At 62.0% G+C, this 18,485-nt stretch carries 18 protein-coding genes, 1 pseudogene and 1 riboswitch; of the genes and pseudogenes, 7 read left to right on the forward strand and 12 right to left on the reverse strand.

Translation table 11 applies throughout. The annotated features are described in order from the left end of the window. Positions 1–50 precede the first annotated feature (50 nt). Entirely contained in the window at positions 51–1,745 is a 1,695-nt protein-coding gene (locus tag ACB034_RS04525; RefSeq protein WP_042027788.1) for an NAD-dependent malic enzyme, read from the reverse strand. A gap of 56 nt (positions 1,746–1,801) precedes the next feature. Beyond that, entirely contained in the window at positions 1,802–2,659 is an 858-nt protein-coding gene (locus ACB034_RS04530) for a helix-turn-helix transcriptional regulator (protein WP_371172204.1), read from the reverse strand. A gap of 120 nt (positions 2,660–2,779) precedes the next feature. Between ACB034_RS04530 and ACB034_RS04535 the strand changes: the two genes are divergently transcribed. Together ACB034_RS04535 and ACB034_RS04540 are read left to right on the forward strand one after the other, a co-directional pair. Then, entirely contained in the window at positions 2,780–4,159 is a 1,380-nt protein-coding gene (locus ACB034_RS04535) for an MATE family efflux transporter (protein WP_371172205.1), read from the forward strand. Positions 4,160–4,282: 123 nt separating this feature from the next. Continuing rightward, complete coding sequence (locus tag ACB034_RS04540; protein ID WP_026458620.1) at positions 4,283–4,531, forward strand: YciN family protein; 249 nt, start codon at positions 4,283–4,285, stop codon at positions 4,529–4,531. Positions 4,532–4,565: 34 nt separating this feature from the next. Here ACB034_RS04540 and ACB034_RS04545 read toward each other — a convergent pair whose 3' ends face one another. Beyond that, on the reverse strand, positions 4,566–5,687 hold the full coding sequence (locus ACB034_RS04545) for a diguanylate cyclase (protein WP_371172206.1): 1,122 nt from the start codon (positions 5,685–5,687) through the stop codon (positions 4,566–4,568). A gap of 246 nt (positions 5,688–5,933) precedes the next feature. Here ACB034_RS04545 and ACB034_RS04550 point away from each other — a divergent pair, with 246 nt between their 5' ends. Further along, the gene (locus ACB034_RS04550; RefSeq protein WP_201940857.1) at positions 5,934–7,343 is read left to right on the forward strand and encodes a nucleobase:cation symporter-2 family protein; all 1,410 of its coding nucleotides are present in this window, start codon (positions 5,934–5,936) and stop codon (positions 7,341–7,343) included. An 86-nt stretch (positions 7,344–7,429) separates the two neighbouring features. Next, a complete protein-coding gene (locus ACB034_RS04555; protein ID WP_371172207.1) occupies positions 7,430–8,131 on the forward strand; it encodes a protein ligase in 702 nt (233 codons plus the stop codon). Positions 8,132–8,247: 116 nt separating this feature from the next. Here ACB034_RS04555 and ACB034_RS04560 read toward each other — a convergent pair whose 3' ends face one another. Beyond that, complete coding sequence (locus ACB034_RS04560) at positions 8,248–9,624, reverse strand: alanine/glycine:cation symporter family protein (protein WP_371172208.1); 1,377 nt, start codon at positions 9,622–9,624, stop codon at positions 8,248–8,250. A 264-nt stretch (positions 9,625–9,888) separates the two neighbouring features. Continuing rightward, positions 9,889–9,999: riboswitch (glycine riboswitch) on the reverse strand. A gap of 507 nt (positions 10,000–10,506) precedes the next feature. On the opposite strand from ACB034_RS04560, the gene ACB034_RS04565 reads away from it, so the two are divergent. Further along, positions 10,507–11,658 (forward strand): type III PLP-dependent enzyme, encoded by a 1,152-nt coding sequence (locus ACB034_RS04565; RefSeq protein ID WP_342012973.1) that lies wholly within the window; start codon positions 10,507–10,509, stop codon positions 11,656–11,658. Positions 11,659–11,726: 68 nt separating this feature from the next. On the opposite strand, the gene ACB034_RS04570 is transcribed toward ACB034_RS04565, so the two are convergent. Further along, the gene (locus ACB034_RS04570) at positions 11,727–12,695 is read right to left on the reverse strand and encodes a calcium/sodium antiporter (protein WP_371172209.1); all 969 of its coding nucleotides are present in this window, start codon (positions 12,693–12,695) and stop codon (positions 11,727–11,729) included. A gap of 125 nt (positions 12,696–12,820) precedes the next feature. After that, positions 12,821–13,294 carry a peroxiredoxin gene (locus ACB034_RS04575; RefSeq protein WP_371172210.1) on the reverse strand — a complete coding sequence of 158 codons (474 nt, stop codon included), beginning with the start codon at positions 13,292–13,294 and terminating at the stop codon, positions 12,821–12,823. A gap of 143 nt (positions 13,295–13,437) precedes the next feature. Between ACB034_RS04575 and ACB034_RS04580 the strand changes: the two genes are divergently transcribed. Then, complete coding sequence (locus ACB034_RS04580) at positions 13,438–14,364, forward strand: phenylacetate--CoA ligase family protein (RefSeq protein ID WP_042027807.1); 927 nt, start codon at positions 13,438–13,440, stop codon at positions 14,362–14,364. A gap of 53 nt (positions 14,365–14,417) precedes the next feature. On the opposite strand, the gene yfcD is transcribed toward ACB034_RS04580, so the two are convergent. Next, entirely contained in the window at positions 14,418–14,900 is a 483-nt protein-coding gene (yfcD, locus tag ACB034_RS04585) for an NUDIX hydrolase YfcD (RefSeq protein WP_371172211.1), read from the reverse strand. Between the two features lie 206 nt (positions 14,901–15,106). Here yfcD and ACB034_RS04590 point away from each other — a divergent pair, with 206 nt between their 5' ends. Next, positions 15,107–15,325, forward strand: coding sequence for a DUF1107 family protein (locus ACB034_RS04590; RefSeq protein ID WP_371172363.1), 219 nt, complete (start codon positions 15,107–15,109; stop codon positions 15,323–15,325). A gap of 54 nt (positions 15,326–15,379) precedes the next feature. On the opposite strand, the gene ACB034_RS04595 is transcribed toward ACB034_RS04590, so the two are convergent. From ACB034_RS04595 to ACB034_RS04615, 5 genes and pseudogenes are all read right to left on the reverse strand, one after another. Continuing rightward, positions 15,380–15,694 (reverse strand): DUF2845 domain-containing protein, encoded by a 315-nt coding sequence (locus tag ACB034_RS04595; RefSeq protein ID WP_371172212.1) that lies wholly within the window; start codon positions 15,692–15,694, stop codon positions 15,380–15,382. A 157-nt stretch (positions 15,695–15,851) separates the two neighbouring features. After that, positions 15,852–16,463 (reverse strand): FKBP-type peptidyl-prolyl cis-trans isomerase, encoded by a 612-nt coding sequence (locus tag ACB034_RS04600; protein ID WP_371172213.1) that lies wholly within the window; start codon positions 16,461–16,463, stop codon positions 15,852–15,854. A 156-nt stretch (positions 16,464–16,619) separates the two neighbouring features. Next, positions 16,620–16,712, reverse strand: a pseudogene (locus tag ACB034_RS04605) (copper homeostasis protein CutC); the annotation flags it as partial. A gap of 38 nt (positions 16,713–16,750) precedes the next feature. Then, positions 16,751–17,476 carry a copper homeostasis protein CutC gene (locus ACB034_RS04610; RefSeq protein WP_371172214.1) on the reverse strand — a complete coding sequence of 242 codons (726 nt, stop codon included), beginning with the start codon at positions 17,474–17,476 and terminating at the stop codon, positions 16,751–16,753. 41 nt (positions 17,477–17,517) lie between these two features. Continuing rightward, entirely contained in the window at positions 17,518–18,420 is a 903-nt protein-coding gene (locus ACB034_RS04615) for an ROK family protein (protein ID WP_042073071.1), read from the reverse strand. Between the last annotated feature and the right edge of the window lie 65 nt (positions 18,421–18,485).

Below are 18,485 nucleotides of genomic sequence, written 5' to 3' on the forward strand. Positions count from 1 at the left end.
ACAAAAAAGGGATGCTGCTGCATCCCTTTTGTTTTACTTGCGCGACCGTATCAGAAGGAGGTCCGGCGATAGCGGCGGTACTCGGGGTGCCAGAAGTTGGCCTCGATGGCCTGATCGATCACCTCGTCCGGGGTCTGCACCGCCTTGCCCTGCAGCATGGCTGTCTTGGCTACCATCTTGGCGATGTAACGGGAGACCTCGTGAATGTCCGCCAGATCCGGCAGCAGTGACCCCTCTTCCCCTTTCACCAGCGGCGAGCACTCGGCCAACGCGCGGCTGGCCGACATCAGCATGGCATCGGTCACCCGGGTCGCACCGGAGGCGATGACGCCAAGGCCAATCCCCGGGAAGATGAAGGAGTTGTTGCACTGGGCGATGACGTAGCGCTTGCCCTTGTACTCCACGGGTGCAAACGGGCTGCCGGTCGCTACCAGGGCCTGACCATCGGTCCAGCGGATCAGATCCGCCGGGGTCGCCTCGACCCGGGAGGTGGGGTTGGAGAGCGGGAAGATGATGGGACGGGCACAGTGCTTGTGCATGGTCTTCACCACCTCTTCGGTGAACAGCCCCGGCTGGCCGGAGACCCCGATGAGGATGTCCGGACGACCGTGCTCCATCACCTCCAGCAAGGAGATGTTGTCCCCCACCGGCCAGTCGGCAATGCGCTCCACCGGTTGGGATAGACGACGCTGGAAGTCGAGCTGGTTGGGGATCTTGTCGGTGATAAGACCGAAGCGATCCACCATGAAGACCCGGCCACGCGCCTGCGCATCGGTCAGCCCCTCGGCCTTCATCTGGGCCACGATCTGCTCGGCGATGCCGCAACCGGCGCTGCCGGCACCGAGGAAGGCGACCCGCTTCTCGGAGAGCTTGGCACCGGAGGCCTTGCAGGCGGCGATGAGGCTGCCCAGGGTCACGGCGGCGGTGCCCTGGATGTCATCGTTGAAACAGCACAGTTCGTTCTTGTAGCGGTTGAGCAGCGGCATGGCGTTGTTCTGGGCAAAGTCCTCGAACTGCAGCAGGATCTCCGGCCAGCGGCGCTTGACCGCCTGGATGAAGGCATCGACGAACTCGGCGTACTCTTCACCCGAGATACGCGGATTGCGCCAGCCCATGTAGAAGGGGTCATTCAGCAGCTGCTGGTTGTTGGTGCCCACGTCCAGCACCACCGGCAGGCAGTAGGCCGGTGAGATACCGCCACAGGCGGTGTAGAGGGAGAGCTTGCCGATGGGAATGCCCATGCCGCCGATCCCCTGATCCCCCAGACCCAGGATCCGCTCGCCATCGGTGACCACGATCACCTTGACGTTCTGCTTGGTGGCGTTTTGCAGCATGTCATCGATCCTGTCCTTGTCCGGATAGGAGATGAACAGACCGCGCGCGCGGCGATAGATGTTGGAGAACTCCTCGCACGCCTTACCCACGGTCGGGGTATAGATAACCGGCAGCATCTCGGTCAGGTGGTTGTGCAGCAGACGGTAGAACAGGGTCTCGTTGGTATCCTGGATGTTGCGCAGGTAGATATGCTTGTCCATGTCGTTGCCAAACGCCATGAACTGACGGTAGGCCCGCTCCGCCTGCTCCTCGATAGTCTCGATGTTGTGGGGCAGCAGTCCTTCGAGGTTGAAGTTGCTGCGCTCTTCGCTGGTGAAGGCACTGCCCTTGTTGAGCAGCGGGGTCTCCAGCAGGGCCGGACCGGCGTAGGGAATGTAGAGAGGACGTTTCTGATTATTATCTTCAAACATGGGTCTGGTACCTAAACGTTGGGGCCAGCCGATCCTATGGGCTTGCGCCGTTAATTTCAAAGAGTTTGCACATCCGTTGCAAAAGGTTTGCGACCCAGGCGACGAAAGGCGCCCGGTGTCTGGCCGGTCAGCCGGCGAAAGCGGTTGGCAAAGTTGGCGCCATCGCTGTAACCGACCCGGCCGGCCAGCTCGGCCAGCGGCCAGTTGGTATAGAGCAGCAGCTGGCGCGCCTTGTTCATCCGTAGCTGGGTGAGCCAGGCCATGGGCCCCATGCCGAACACCTGGCGACAGAGGCGATGCAGATGGGGTACTGAGCAGGCCATCTGATCGGCGAGTAGAACCACGCTCCAGGGCTCGTCGAGATGCGCCTCCACCCGGCGAAACAGCGCCTGCAACCGGATCTCGGGAGTGCCACGCACCTCACCCTGCAGGGTACGCTCCAAGAGCGCCAGCAACAGGCTCAGCAGTTGGGGTTGCAAGGGCGAGCGGGCCCCCTCTCCCTGGATCAGGCTGAGTAGATGATGGAGCTGCTCTCCGCCATCCCCCTGCCAGATGCGATGGCCGAGCCGGTGCAGATGCTGCCAGCGCGGCACATCGTCAAGCAGGATCCAGCTGGTGTGCCACTGCTCGCCCACCAGCTTGAGGCCACCCGGCACGGCTGCGGGCAAAAAGATAAGCGACCCGGCAGGAATGGGTTGCTCTCCCCCGTCGGTGAGCAGTGCGCCCCCCTCGTCGTGGCTCACCATCAGGATGTGAAACTCGGGCCGGTTGCGACGAATAAGGTAGTGTTCGCGGATCGCCGACAGGCCGGTCAGGAAGATGCCTGCCTCGCCGAGCAGGGGCAGACCTTCACGCCCCAGCATCCGCTCTTCGCAAGACGGTGCAATTTCCAGACAATCGCTGACAAATCCCATAACACCCCAACAGGATAGTTTTGCACAAGAAAACCGAGACTCACTCACAGTGAGACCACCCGCTTAGCCTCTTATCATACCCCTGACAAGCCTTGCTTTTCTTATACCCGGTTAACACAAATGAATTATTGGCAAGCAATTTTAAAACAAACCACCGATCGCGAGTTCATGTCCAGACTGTGGCGACTGGCCCTGCCCGTCTCACTGCAGTCCATGATGTTCTCCCTGCTCGGTCTCATCGACATCATGATGGTGAGCCAGCTTGGCACCACGGCAGTGGCGGCTGTCGGCTTGGGTAACCGGGTCTTCTTCTTCAATCTGCTGGTGATAGCGGGCCTCGCAGGCGGGGTCTCGGTATTGGCGGCACAATATTATGGTCGCGGCGAGATGGCCGGGGTGCGCCGCTCCCTGGCGCTAGCGCTGGTGGGGGCCACTCTGGTGAGCCTGCCGTTTGCCCTCGTTTACGTGCTCTCACCGGGTAGCGTGCTGGGCTTTGCCAGCCAGGATCCCGAGTTGCGCCCGCTCGCCGACCACTATCTGATGATCACCGGCGCCACCATCCTCTGCACCGCCATTGTGGTGCCGCTGGAGTCGGCCCTGCGTTCCATCGGCAACGCAACGGCGCCGACCCGCATCGGTATCATCGCCATCATTGCCAACGTCATCCTCAACTATGTCCTCATCTTCGGCCACTTCGGCTTCGAGGCCATGGGGGTGGCCGGCTCGGCCTGGGGCACCACACTTTCCCGACTGCTGCAGACCGCCTTGCTCTTGCTCTACGTGAGACGTCACGAGTCGCGCCTTGTTCCGCGCGCTGTCGACTGGCTGGCCGCCTTCAAACGCAAGGAGGTGGTGCGCTTTACCCTGATCGCCCTACCGCTCTTGTTTCATGACGGTCTCTGGGCCTTCGGCATGCTGCTCTACGGCTTTCTCTATGCCCACCTTGGCACCGATTCGCTCGCCATCATGACCACCCTCGGGACGCTGGAGAGCATCCTCATCTCCCTCTTCTTCGGGCTGGCGGTGGCTTGCTCCACCCTGCTCGGCCACCGGCTCGGGGCCGAGGAGTACGAGGCGGCCTGGCAACACTCCCAGCTCTTCCTGCTGCTCGCCCCCGTGGGCGCCCTGCTGGTTGGCGTTGCGGTCTGGCTGCTGCAAACCAGCCTGCTGCAGTGGGTCGGCAACCTGCCCCCCGAGCTGATGGGCGAGGCGGGGCAGGTGCTTGCCATCATGTGTCTTGGCATGCTGCTCAAGGTGTTCAACATGGTGGGCATCATAGGGGTGCTGCGCTCGGGGGGCGATGTGAACTACAGCATCTTCATCGACATTGTCGGCATGTGGTGCATCGGCCTGCCGCTTGCCTGGGTGGCGGTGAGCCTGCTCGACTGGCCTCTCTCATGGGTGGTCGCCGTGGTATTGCTGGAGGAACTCAGCAAGGTACTGCTGGTGCAGCACAGGATCCGCCAGCGCCGCTGGCTCAGAAACCTGGTGATGGGATAGGGGAGAACAAACCCGGGGTCATATCAATGACAGAAAAACCCCGTTTGCAGTATGCTAGCCCCCTCTTCAATCAGAGGCAGGGCCTGCTATGCCCCTGTCCAGTAGTCGTTTAAGGAGACGAGCATGCAACCACAGAAAGAGCTGATCACCGAGACTGCCCTGCTGGAGATGGCCAACAAGATGATCCGGGAACACGAAGACTTCATCCACGGCATGCGTGCCGACTCGGTGGAGCAGAAGGGGGAGATCCTGGTGTTCAAGGGGGAGTACTTCCTGGCCGAAGATGGCACCCCGACCGGCAAGACCATGGCGGTCTTCAACATGTTCAAGCTGCTGGCCCAGCAGCTCTCCGGCAAATACCGCCTGGGCTGACCCTCACGCCCAAGCAAACCACAGGATGCCGCCCTCAGGCGGCATCTGCTTTTTCGGCCTGCGGGCGTTCCACCACCACGCAGTTGCGCCCCGCCATCTTGGCCTGATAGAGGCTCTCATCGGCCCGGTTGATAAGGGCATCTATGCTCTCGCCTCTCCGCGCCAGAGCGATGCCAATACTGACCGTTACCTCCAGCAACTCGTCGGACGTCGGGCTCTTTACCAGACGCGCCTCGACCGATATCCGCAGCCGTTCGGCGATGCGGACCGCCTCCTCGGGATCGCCACAGTTGCGCAGCAAGATGGCAAACTCCTCACCGCCATAACGCCCCAGCACCATGCCGGACTCCAGCTGTTCATCCAGGGTGGTGGCCACCTCCTTGAGCACCGCATCCCCCGCCAGATGGCCATAGATATCGTTAATTCGTTTGAAGCGGTCGAGATCCAGCAGCAGCACGGCAAACGGCTTTTGTCTGGTCAGCAACCGGGCCCGGGCCTGCTCCAGCTGCTTGAGCAACAGGCGGCGATTCATCATGCCGGTCAGCTCGTCGGTAGTGGACTCCCGATAGAGGCGCAGCAGCATGTTGAGCTGGCCGCACTGCACCCAGCAGCTGGCCATGGCAAACAGACTGAGCACCCACACCTGGTTCAGGGTGGCCTGGCTCCACAGGGTCTGCCCCACCAACAACCAGCGCCCCAGCACCATGGTCAGCAGCACCACGCCGGCCAGTTGCAAACCGCGCAGGAGGGGAATGGGAAAGATGGCAAACAGGGTGATCAAGAGATAAGGGAACACCACATAGCCTACCTGCAGCTGCTGCTCGGTCCCGAAGCTGTGCAAACTGACGAGTGAGAAGAGCATCATCACCACCATCAGGTAGCCGAGCGCCAGCTTCATGCGCTGCAGTCTGAAGTTGATGAGGTAGGAGAGCGGGATCAGTGGCGAGAGCGCCAGGGCACAGAAGATCCTGGCCTGAAGCAGCTCTTCGAAATGGGTACGGGAAAGGGTCAGCCAATCCACCAATGCCCAGGCGGGCAAACCGACGATCAGCAGGCAGGTGAGCAAACGCAAACGCACCGTCATAAAACCCATGCGCGTGCGGGTAAAGTCTTCGGAGTGTGCCTTGGCACTCCAGAACTCTGACAACTTGAGCATCCAGCGGCTCCACATCAAGGTCGGGGGCCCATTTTACACCTACTAAGTGGTAAGAATGTCATTTGCGCAATGAATAAAAAGGAGATCTGGCTCACACAAAGCGACATATCATAATCGCCGCACGCAAACGTTTCAACCCACCGAAAAATAAACCTTTTTCTGATTAATAAACGCTGGTCAGCAGCGCGCCAATCTCTACAATAGCGCCCAATTTTTCTCCCCATCCCCACACACGTTGAGGTTTTTATGGAACAGGTTGCCACCACGCAGACCGCCCCCGAGGCCCATCCCCCCAGGCGGGCACACAGCGAACTGGTCTACGGCATAGACGATGTCCCGCCCCTGCCCCAGACGCTGTTCGCCGCCTTGCAGCATATGCTTGCCATGTTCGTCGCCATCATCACCCCGCCCCTCATCATCGCCAACGCCCTGGGCCTGCCCGCCGAAGATACCCGTTATATCGTCTCCATGTCGCTGGTCATGTCCGGCATTGCCTCCTACATCCAGACCCGCCGCTTCGGTCCCGTCGGCTCCGGCCTGCTCTCGGTGCAGGGCACCAGCTTCAACTTCCTCGGGCCAATCATCTCCTCCGGCCTCGCCCTCAAACAGGCCGCCATGCCCACCGACGATATGCTGGGCACCCTGTTCGGCACCATGCTGGTGGCGGCCCTCACCATGGTGATCCTGAGCCGCTGCCTGCACCTGGTGCAGAAGGTGATCACCCCGCTGGTGACCGGTATCGTCGTGCTGCTCATCGGTCTGACCCTGATCAAGGTGGGCCTCATTAGCATGGGGGGCGGCTACGGTGCCCTCGCCGATGGCAGCTTCGCCAGCCACAGCAACTTGTTTCTCTCCCTGCTGGTGCTTGGTCTCATCGTCCTGCTGCAACGCAGCCGCAACCCCTGGCTGCGCCTCTCCGCCATCATGATCGCCATGCTGGTGGGCTATGCCGTGGCGCTGCTGCTTGGCAAGATCAACGCCCCCACCTTCGAGGGGCCGATGTTGATGGTGCCCGTCCCCCTCAAGTACGGTCTCGGCTTCGACTGGCAGCTGTTCGTGCCGCTTGCCATCATCTTCGTGGTGACGGCGCTCGAGGCCATCGGTGACATGACCGCCACCTCGGATGTCTCCGGCGAGCCGGTCAGCGGCAAGGTCTACATGAAGCGGATCAAGGGCGGCGTGCTGGCCGACGGCTGCAACTCCATGCTGGCGGCGCTCTTCTCCACCTTCCCCATGTCCACCTTCAGCCAGAACAACGGGGTCATTCAGCTCACCGGCATGGCCAGCCGCCACGTCGGCCTCTTCATCGCCGCCATGCTGGCCCTGCTCGGTCTGTTCCCGGCGGTGGCGACCCTGGTGCAGCAGATCCCCGAGCCCGTGCTGGGCGGTGCCACCATCGTCATGTTCGGCACCATCGCCGCCGCCGGGGTGCGCATCATTGCCCGCGAAGAGCTCGACCGCCGTGCCCTGATGATCCTGGCAGTATCGCTCGCCATGGGGCTGGGGGTCGCCCAGGTGCCGGAGGTGCTGCAGCATCTACCGGAGCTGGCCAAGAGCGTGCTCTCCTACGGCGTCGCCACCGGCGGCCTCACCGCCATCGTCCTGAACCTGCTGCTGCCCAAACGCAGCAAGCCCTGCGCCCAAGCTCCCCGTTAACGGCCATAGAGCCCCGCCATGCGGGGCTTTACCTGGCTACCCGCCACGGGTAGTGTGCAAAGCCTGTCATGCTTCAGGATGCCACCATGCTCTACTCCCTGCTTCCCCCTCTGCCTGAAAGCCATACCCCGGATCAAATCCTCGCCCGGGAGCAGCACTGGCTGCGCGATTGCGCCCACACGGGTACGGCCATGGCCCACCTCTGGCAGGCGCCCCAATGCCTCATCGTTACCCGCAAGGACACCCGACTGCCTCATTATCAAAGCGCCTGCGCGCAGCTCGCCGCCGAAGGCTGGCCCGTGTTTGTGCGCGACAGCGGCGGCACCGCCGTGCCTCACGGCGCCGGCATCCTCAACCTCTCCCTGCTGCTGCCCCGCACCACCACGGATCTCGCCCACTACTACCGGCTGCTGGGTGCGCCGCTGCTGAGTTTGCTGGCGCAATACGGCCTTGAGGGGAGCTATGACTTCGTGCCCGGCTCGTTTTGTGACGGCCAGTACAACCTGGTGATCGGGGGGCGCAAGATAACCGGCACCGCCCAGCGCTGGCTGGCGCCGGGTCAGGATCACGGCGGCGCCGTGCTGGCCCAGGCCATGCTGCTGGTGACGGGGGATGTGGATGAGGGTACCCGGATGGCGAGCCGCTTCTACGAGCTGGCGGGCGGGGAGCTGCGCTTTTTGCCGGGCACCTCCACCACGCTCGCGCAAGCCATCCATTGGCAAGGGAGCGATGGCGAACTGGTGGCCGAGGTCAACCACAGACTGCAACGGTTGCTGACGACTGACTGACCCCTCCTCTGTGCAGCTCCCCTGAGCCCCCGCCCCTTGGAGGCACCCACAAAAAAGCCACGACCCTGGGTCGTGGCTTGCTCTTTTCAAGGGGAACGTGAGACGCGGTGGCGAGATCAGGCGGTCTGCGGCTCAGGCTCGGACTCCGTATCCCGGTCACGGCTGAAGTAGGCCCGGGTCTCGGCGATTACCACGTGGCGCAGGCCAATCAGGCCGATGAGGTTGGGCACCGCCATCAGACCGTTGACGATATCGGCCAGCAGCCAAATCATGTCGAGATGCAGGAAGGCGCCGCACGCCACCAGCACCAGATAGACCAGGCGGTAGGGCTTGATCGCCTTGACCCCGAACAGGTACTCGGTGCAGCGCTCGCCGTAGTAGTTCCAGCCAAGGATGGTGGTGAAGGCAAAAAACAGCAGGCCGATACTCACCAGATACTGACCGATATGGGCATCCAGCCCCTGGGAGAAGGCCTGGCTGGTCATGGCGGCGCCGCTGAGATCCCCGCTCCACACTCCGGTCACCACCAGGGTCAGGCCGGTCATGGTGCAGATGATGATGGTGTCGAAGAAGGTGCCGGTCATGGAGACCAGCCCCTGCTCCACGCAGGAATTGGTCTTGGCCGCCGCCGCGGCGATGGGGGCCGAGCCCAACCCGGACTCGTTGGAGAAGACGCCTCGCGCCACCCCGGACTGGATCGCCAGCATGATGCCGGCACCGACGAAGCCACCGGTGGCCGCATGGCCGGTGAAGGCGCTCTGCAGCACCAGCGCCACCGCATCCGGCAAGGCAGCGGCATTGGCAAACAGCACCCCGAGACAGGCGGCGATATAGAAGAGGGCCATGAAGGGGACCACCTTGCTTGACACGCTGGAGATGGACTTGATCCCCCCCAGAGTCACCAGGCCCACCAGCAGGGTCAGTACCACGGCGGTCGCCTCGCGGGGCACCGAGAACGACAGTGTCATGGCATCCGAGATGGCGTTGACCTGGGGGAAGGTCCCGATCCCGAAGAAGGCCACGCCGATGCCAAACAGGGCGAACAGCTTGGCGAGCACCCTGGAGCCAAGCCCCTTTTCCAGATAGTACATGGGGCCACCGGCCATCTGGCCGTTGGCATCCTGCTGGCGATATTTGACCGCCAGCAGGCACTCGGCGTACTTGGTGGCCATGCCAAACAGGGCTGCCATCCACATCCAGAACAGGGCGCCCGGACCACCGAGCTTGATGGCAGTGGCAACGCCGACGATGTTGCCGGTGCCTATGGTGGCAGAGAGGGCGGTGCACAGAGCGCCAAAGCTGGAGACATCCCCCTGCTTGCCCTGGCCCTGATCACGGCCGAATACCAGACGCAGGGCGAGTGGCAAACGCACCAGCTGAAGCAGTCCCAGACGCAGGGTAAGGTAAATGCCGGTCCCGACCAGCAGGATCAGCAGGGGTGGCCCCCAGACAAAACTATCGATGGCGGTGAGCGCCGCTTGAATTGATGACATGCATCCTCCTTAAGAAACAGAAATTAAGGAGGAGAAGGATGATCTTCCCATAGGTGTCGCGATCAGCCAGAGGCGATCGGATGCGGGCTAAGAACGTGTTCACACTCTTACTGCGAGGCCGTGATCAAGGCTAATGCGCAGCTCGCTTATGTGGGACCGAGAGGCTCATGTATTCACATACACTCCGGTTCCTGCGCTGCTCTTTACCTTGCTGACGACCTCTCGTTACAGATCGTGAACAGTTCCAAGCTCAGGTACAACCATCCCATCCCCTCTGTCCTTTTGCCTGAGAGTTTCCGGCGCCAGATTGCGATGCAATCATGGTGCCTTGCTCCTTCGGCGCCCGATTCAACGGGTCTCTCCAGAGTATCGTCCAGTAGCAGTCCACACCGGTTGCCCGGTACCTGAAAGATTCACTTCTTCGGTGGATGGTTGCCCATCACTCTCCTGCTACCTTCATCCGAACTAATTTGGATTAGGAAGCGGGCATGGTAATCCAAAAATTGTGAGCTGTCTCGCACTTGCCGGCCCGCTCCCGCACTTTTTTCATGATCGGCCATCTCATCGGCAAGATGTTAAATAGTGGTTAACAATCATAGAGTTAACTTGGCCTGCATCAAACGTGTCCCGACGCGCAAGATGACGGGATAAAAAGCAATTCTCTATCTCGTTTCATGCAGAAAAACTCAACAACATATCCAATCAAAATGCTTGCACAGAAACTCAATAAGCCGATAATCCCGCGCATAACCAAGCGCTTTGCTCTAAATTTATGCACTGTGCCAGGTTGGTCCCGCCGGACCGCTCGCCTGACCCGGCCGTCGCCGGTTCAATCGCATATGGCTTGGGCATATCACGCCCCCTAAGGACTTTCAAAAGAGAATGAACGAGACCCTGGTCGCACAAGATTACCGTCAGTTGGTTGAACAATTTGGCTCCCCCCTGCTGCTGCTCGACAAGGCAGCCGTCCGCAAACAGTATCGGGCCCTGGCGGCCGCCCTGCCCGATGTGCGCTTGCATTATGCACTCAAGCCCCTGCCCCACGAGGCGGTGGTCTCTGTCTTGAAGGAAGAGGGGGCCTGTTTCGATCTGGCCACCAATGGCGAAGTGGATCTGGTGCGCAGTCAGGGTGTCCGCCCGGGGCGCTGCATTCATACCCATCCCATCAAGCGCGACAGCGACATCCGTTACGCGCTGGAGTACGGCTGCACCGTGTTCGTTTATGACAACCCGCTGGAGCTGGAGAAGTTCCTGCCCTACAAGGACGAGGTCAAGCTGCTGCTGCGGGTGAGCTTCCCCAATCCCGAGACCAAGGTCGATCTTTCCAAGAAATTCGGCTGTACACCCGAGCAGGCGCTGCCCCTGCTGCAGCTGGCCCAGGCCAAGGGGATCAAGGTGATGGGGCTGTCGTTCCACGTCGGCTCCCAGGTGCCTCACGCCCGTCGCCACGTGCAGGCCATCGACGCCTGTCGCGAGATCATGGAGCAGGCCTGGGATCTTGGGCTCAAGCCCTGGGTGCTGGATATCGGCGGCGGTTTCCCGGTGGATTACGACGGCGGCGAGTTCGACATCGACGGCTTCTGCGCCCCGATCCGCGAGGCGCTGGCCAAGCTGCCCGCCACCGTGCAGAAGATCGCCGAGCCGGGCCGCTTCATCAGCGCGCCGGCCATGACCTCGGTGGCCAGCGTCATGGGCAAGGCCCACCGCGGCGACAAGATCTGGTACTACCTGGATGATGGTCTCTACGGCAGCTACAACGGCCAGCTCTATGACCACGTCACCTATCCGGTCAGCACCCCCTATGCCCACGGCGAGCTGCACAACGCCGTGCTCTCCGGCCCTACCTGCGACAGCGTGGACGTGATCCGCGACGGCATCATGCTGCCAGATCTGGAGATTGGCGAGCTGGTGGTCGGCCGGGTGATGGGGGCCTACACCTGGGCATCGGCTTCCACCTTCAACTTCTTCCCCAAGGCGAGCATCCTGATCCTGGACAGCGCCCAGCAGGGGCAAAAGCTGGTGGCCGTGGCCTGATTGGCCTTCGCCAAAAACAGAAGGGGGAAGCCGATGCTTCCCCCTTCTTTTTATTGTCTGGCGAATCGTCAGATAAACTGGCTGGTCAGCAACCAGCCGGTGTAACCCACGAAGCAGGAGAGCAACACGCCCCCCTCCAGCCGGTTGATCCGCCCCTGCCCCTTGCGACCCAGGCACATCACCAGCAACAGCAGGGTCAGGCCCATCATCAGGCTCCAGTCGCGGGAGAGCACTTCCGGCGCCACATCCAGCGGATGGATCCCTGCCGCGATCCCGACCACCGCCAGGGTGTTGAACAGGTTGGAACCCAGCACGTTACCGAGGGCCAGATCGTGCTCATTCTTGCGAATGGCGATGAGGGAGGAGGCGAGCTCCGGCAGCGAGGTGCCGATGGCGACTATGGTGAGACCAATCACCAGATCGCTGATACCGAAGCCCTGAGCGATGGTCACTGCGCCCCATACCAGCAGGCGGGAGGCACCGATGAGCAGCACCAGCCCTACCACCAGCCAGAACAGGGCCAGCTTGAGGGACATGCCTTCGCTCTCGATGTCCTCTTCGGTCTCCGCATCCAGCGCATCCCCTTTGCCGTTCATGCCGGCCCAGATGGACCAGCCCATCAGCGCCACGAACACGACGCCCAGGATGGCCGCATCGGTGCGACCCAGATGACCGTCGATGAGCAGGACACCGGAGAGCAGGGTGATGCCGAGCAGGATGGGGATCTCTTTGCGCACCACCTGGGAGGCAACGGCAATCGGGCTGATGAGAGCCGTCAAACCCAGGATCAGGGCAATATTGGTGATATTGGAGCCATAGGCATTGCCGAGCGCCAGCCCGGGGTTGCCCTGGGAGGCGGCCAGGGCCGACACCACCATCTCGGGGGCCGAGGTACCAAAACCGATGATCACCATGCCGATGAGCAGCGGCGGCATGCCGGCATAACGGGCGGTCGCGGCAGCGCCATCGACAAATTTATCCGCACTCCAGACCAGCAGCGCCAGTCCGGCAATCAGGGCAACAAAAGCCAGGGTCATATCGTCTCTATTCCATGGTCTGCAAACACAAAAGCCAGGCACGGGCCTGGCTTCTTCCAGAAGCGGGCCCAGTGTAGCGGGCCGCCTTTCTATTTCAAGGGGAAATCAAACGACGATTGATGATTTCACAGCGCCGCCAGCAGGCTCTGGGCATCCGACACCTCGAACTTGCCCGGCTCTTCCACAAAGAGCTGCTCGACCACACCATCGTTGGCGATGAGGGCAAAGCGCTGGGCACGCAGGCCGCCAAAGGCGCCGGTCTCCTTGGCAAGGCCAAGGGCCCGGGTCCAGCTGCCGTCGCCGTCCGCCAGCATGGTGATGGCATCGGCGTTCTGGGTATCCTGCCACGCCTTCATCACGAAGGCATCGTTGACCGACAGACAACAGATGGCGTCCACCCCCTTGGCCTGAAACTGGTCGGCCAGCACCACATAGCCCGGCAGATGGGCGTTGGAGCAGGTGGGGGTGAAGGCACCGGGCACCGCGAACAGCACCACTTTCTTGCCGGCAAACAGGGTCTGGACATCCTGTATCTGCTTGCCCGCAGCCGTGATGAAGGTAAATTCGCCCGAAGGCAAGGGTTGGCCAACTGCAATCATGATCTCTCGTCCCGAGTCGATTGGTGAAGCTCCAGTCTAGCGCAGCCATTCGTCATATCCCATCGCAGCGACGCGCTCCCCGGCAGGCATTTTTCCAGCAGGCAGACTAATCTTGAGCAGGTTTCACGGCGCCAGGAGGCCCCATGCAACACTACTACGATGGTCTGGAAATTCGTCCCCCCGCCTTGCGTGCACAACAGCAACTGGACCAGCTTAATCATCAACTTACCCACGTCAGCCAGTATTGCGCCGGTTACTCCAGTGCCTATCGTCAATGCCGTCTCGAGGATCTGGCCGAACTGGCCACCCTGCCCCTGCTCGACAGCGCCGAACTGTTTGCCGCCCAGCAGGCCCACCCGCCGTTTGCCGGACTGACCGGCCGCCCCGCCAGCCAGGCACTGCGCGCCTTCGCAAGCCCGGGCCAGCTGGCCATTCCCGAATATGCGGGGGCGGACTGGTGGGGGGCCGCGCGCGCCCTGTTTGCCGCCGGCTTCAAGTCCGGCGAGGTGATGCTCAACGGCCACGACTATCACGCCGGCCCAACCGCCTTCATCTTCGACAACGGCGCCCGCCAGCTCGGCGCTCCTGTGGTGCCCTGCGGCCCTCATGACACCCAGCGCCAACTGGAGGCGCTGCAACGCTACCAGCCTACCGGCTTTGTCGGCCCGCTGGTCACCCTGCTGGATCTGCTGGAAGCCGCCGAGGCAGCCGAGGTGGCCACCGACTCCCTGCAAACCGCCCTGTTGTGCGAGGTTACCCACCCCGAGACGGCCCCGCTGCAAGCCATCTATGGCATTCAAGCGTTCAACTGCCTGGTCTGGCAGGACATAGGCGTGGTGGCCTACGAGAGCCAGCCCGGCGAGGGCTTTATCGTCAACGAGAGCTGCCTCGTGGAGATCATCGACCCGGCCAGCGGCCAACCGGTCAATGCAGGGGAGAGCGGACAGCTGGTAGTGACCAGGCTCGATCTGGAGTATCCACTGCTGCGCCTTGTCACCGACTGGCAGGGGCACTGGCTGGCGACCCCCAGCCCCTGCGGGCGCACCAACCGGCGGCTCAAGCTGGACTAGGATCGCAAACGGGCAGCCAGTGGCTGCCCGTGTTGTTCTGGATGAGATTGCTGTTAGCGACGAGCCTGCCAGGTGGCAATAGCGAGCAGGGAATCGGGGGTAAACTCGTCGACCCGCGCGGCGATCTCGGCCTGACTCATCCAGTGCACCTCGCTCACCTCTTCGGCCTGCAGCTGGAGCGGTCCCTGATAGCGGCAGCTGTAGAGGCCACCCCAGACTCGATACCCCTCCCCCTCGGCATAAAAAGTACCGAAGCCTTGCAGCGGCACATCGTGGATCCCCAGCTCTTCGGCCAGCTCGCGCCGGGCGGAGGGCTCCATCTGTTCGCCCGCGGTCACCACGCCACCGGCGCAGGCATCCAGCATGCCGGGGCAGAAATCCTTGCAGAGGGTGCGGCGCTGCACCAGGATGCGATCCGCCTCGTCGAGCACCAGGATGTAGCTGGCACGATGGCAGAGATTCTCCCGCCGCACCTTGGCCCGCTCGGCCACCCCGATCACCCGGTTCTCTTCATCCACCACATCAACCCATTCCACGTGCGGGCCCTTTTGCTCATTCCATTCGACAGCCCGCAGTATATCGGTGCAAGGGATTGTGATGGCACTAATTTTTCAAATGGTGCCCTTGCTTTGCCCGAAGGGATCACCAAAACAGGATTCATGCAAAACTCTATAAAACGTCACATGACTGTCATCAACTGCCCCCATAGTGTGCCCTGTTCAAGCAAGCAGGTGACGTTGTGATGAAGGTGTTCAAGCAGTTATCTCCGCGGCAGATCGCAAGATATATCAAGAGTTTCCACCGGGGCTCCTTTGCCATCGAGTCATGGGGAACATTTGAATTCAGCGCAGGCAGGCTCAGTCTGCACGGGTTGAGTTGCCACCGGCGCCTGAGACTGGCGCGCCAGATCAACCAGGCACTGCGCCAGCTCAGTCACGCCGAGCCCTTGCCGGAACAGTGAGTCAAGGGGATTTGCCCTCCTGTCCTTAATGCTTCCATGCTGTTTGCCCGCCGGCTACTCGCCGCGCGGGCCGTTTTCGATATCGGTGATGACGCCGTTGCGCACGGTGACGAAGCGCATGAACTCGCTCTTACCGAAGTTGTAGGTCCAGCGCTCCCCATACTTCACCGGCACCAGATAACCGAACTGGTTCTCCTCATTGCGACTGAGCTCTTCGCGCAGCATGGGTTCTCCACACTTGAGCAGCATCAGGGCCGTGCTGTCGCCCTCGGTGATCAACGCATTCTTGCAACGCATCGCATCGGCGCTGGCAGGCAGTGTGGCAAACAGCGCAGCCGTGACCACCGCCACCTTCATCATCTTGTTCATGGGACACACCTCAACTGGGGTTCAGTTGCAGTATGACGGTTCCCGGCGGCGAAAAAAGCCCCCAATGGGTGCTCGTCGCCACCTTTTAACCCACCAGCAAGCTCGCCCAAAAACAAACGGCGACCCGAGGGTCGCCGTTTGCATCACGCCAGCCGGATCACAGGATGTCCAGCAGCTCCACTTCGAATACCAGAGCGGAGTAGGGCGGGATGGAGCCGGCGCCACGGGCACCGTAAGCCAGATCCTGCGGAATGTAGAGCTTCCACTTGGAGCCAACCGGCATCAGCTGCAGGGCTTCAACCCAGCCCTTGATCACGCCGGTCACCGGGAACTCGGCCGGCTGGCCGCGAGCGACCGAGCTGTCGAATACGCCACCGTGGGTGAAGGTACCGTTGTAGTGAACACGCACGGACTGACCGGCTACCGGTACGGCGCCGTTGCCTTCGACCAGCACTTCGTACTGCAGACCGGAATCGGTCACGGTCACTTCGGCGCGCTTGGCGTTGTCGGCCAGGAAGGCTTCGCCTTCGGCGGCAGCTGCCTTGGCGACCGCTTCCTGCTCTTCCTGCATGCGGGCGGTGATGACCTGGAAGGCATCATTGATATCGTCACGGCTTACCGCGAATTCCAGACCGTTCAGGGCATCCGCCAGGCCTTGTTGCAGGGCCGGGATATCCAGACCGGCGAAGGCTTGCTGCGCCAGCTGATCACCCATGTTGCGGCCGATGCCATAGCTGGCCTTCTGTTCGATAGAGTCGTATTGGGACATTGAGATGTTGCTCCGGGTCCTGATGTAAAAGAGTCGGGATGATATCAGACTTTTGTGCCAGGTGCTGCCGGCGGCGCCCCTGATTTCCCCGTCCGTGGGAGTGAGTTCACATGCCGCGACAAAAACGCCGCCCACAGGCGGCGTTGATCAGAAGAATCAGGGTCGATCCAGCAGGGCCCGCACCGCCGCTACCTTGGCGCCATCGGTAATATTGACCCGGCCATCGTCCGAGGTGCCCATGTTGACCCCATACGATAGAGAGACACCATGCCGCCGCGCGGCCCGCATCAGATCTTGTCCAGCAAAGCCCGCACCGCCGCCACCTTGGCGCCATCGGTGATATTGACCCGGCCATCGTCCGAGGTGCCCATGTTGACTCCATGAGGCACCATGCCGCCACGCCAGCCCATGCCGGACATGTGCACCTCGCTCACCCCGGTAAATTCGATGATGGTGCGCACGTTGTCGGCATTGACTCCGGCCCCCGGCATCAGGCTGGCACGGCCCGCCAGCGCCTGCTGCATGGCCTGCAGAGTCTCAAGCCCCGCCAGCGCGGTCGGCGCATGGCCTGAGCTCAGGATGCGCTCACAACCGGCATTGACGATGATTTCCAGATCCGCCCGCCAGTCGGAGGAGAGATCGATGGCGCGGTGGAAGGTGACACCAAGGGGGCCTGCCGCTTCCACCAGTTGCTTGAGCCTGGCGGCGGGCACCCGCCCCTCTTCATCGAGCAGACCGACGACGACCCCCTGCAAACCGGCCGAACGCGCCGCGGCGATATCCTGCAACATCATCTCGAACTCGCCATCGCTGAAACAGAAGTCGCCGGCACGGGGACGGATCATGGCATAGACGGGCACGGTGGCATGGCGCGCCGCCAACTGCATGAAGCCATGGGAGGGGGTCAGGCCACCCAGCCCCAGGGCGGAGCAGAGTTCGATACGATCCGCCCCCGCCTGCTGGGCGGTAAACAGGGATTCCAGGTTGTCGATGCAGATTTCAAGACGGGTCATGACGACTCCTTTATCGGGGAGATCAGACCCCACATCCGATCTCACAGGTTGAGCAAGGCTGCGCCACGCACGCCACCGGCACCGCCGAAGCGGGCCTGGCGGATCTCGGGCAGTGCGACCCCGGGCAATAGATGGCCGGGCAGGCGCAGCGGCAATTGTTCGTAGAGAGCGGGCAGGCCGCTCAGGCCCCCGCCCAGCACCACCACCTCGGGATCGATCACCGAGATGGCGGTAGCCAGACCGGCGGCCATAATCTCCAGCCAGCAATCGATCGTGGCCACCGCATGGGGCTCATGGGCCTCGAAACGTGCCACAATCTGGCGCCCCGTGGCACGCTGACCGTGAAAATGGTGATAGAGCCGCTCCAGCCCGGTACCGGAGGCGTAGGTCTCGAAACAGACCAGACGACCACAGCCACAGCGGGGACGGGGCAGCTCGGGGTATTTCATCAGGATGGTGGCAGGCAGCGGGTAGTGGCCTATCTCGCCGGCCAGCCAGTTGCGTCCCTGGATAAGGGTGCCTGCGAGGTAGACGGCGCCGCCGATACCGGTGCCGATGGTGACCCCAAGGGCACTGCCGGCGCCATCCGCCGCTCCCTTGTGCACTTCCGACCAGAGGAAACAGTTGGCATCGTTGTCCACCTTGACCGGGCGATCCAGCAGTTCCACCAGATCGGCCCCCAGATGACGACCATTGATGGCGGGCAGGTTGGCCGCCACTATGCTGTGGTCGTGACGATTGAGGATGCCGGGAAAGCCGATGCCGACCGCCCCCCTGGCACCGAAGCGGGCGTCTGCCTGCTCGACCCGCTCGCGGATCAGCTGCTGCAACGCCTCGTAATCATTGCCCGGTGTGGCCACCTGCTCCTCATGACAGAGATTCAAGGCCCCGTCATACACCGCAAAGGCAATCTTGGTACCACCGATATCAAAGCCGTAATACATGCCCGCACTCCCTTGTCTGTTATCTGTCATCCGGATCAGTTCTGGGGGGACATTGTATTAATTCG

It is taken from the genome of Aeromonas sp. S18(2024), from assembly GCF_041402525.1.
Lineage (GTDB): Bacteria > Pseudomonadota > Gammaproteobacteria > Enterobacterales > Aeromonadaceae > Aeromonas > Aeromonas enteropelogenes.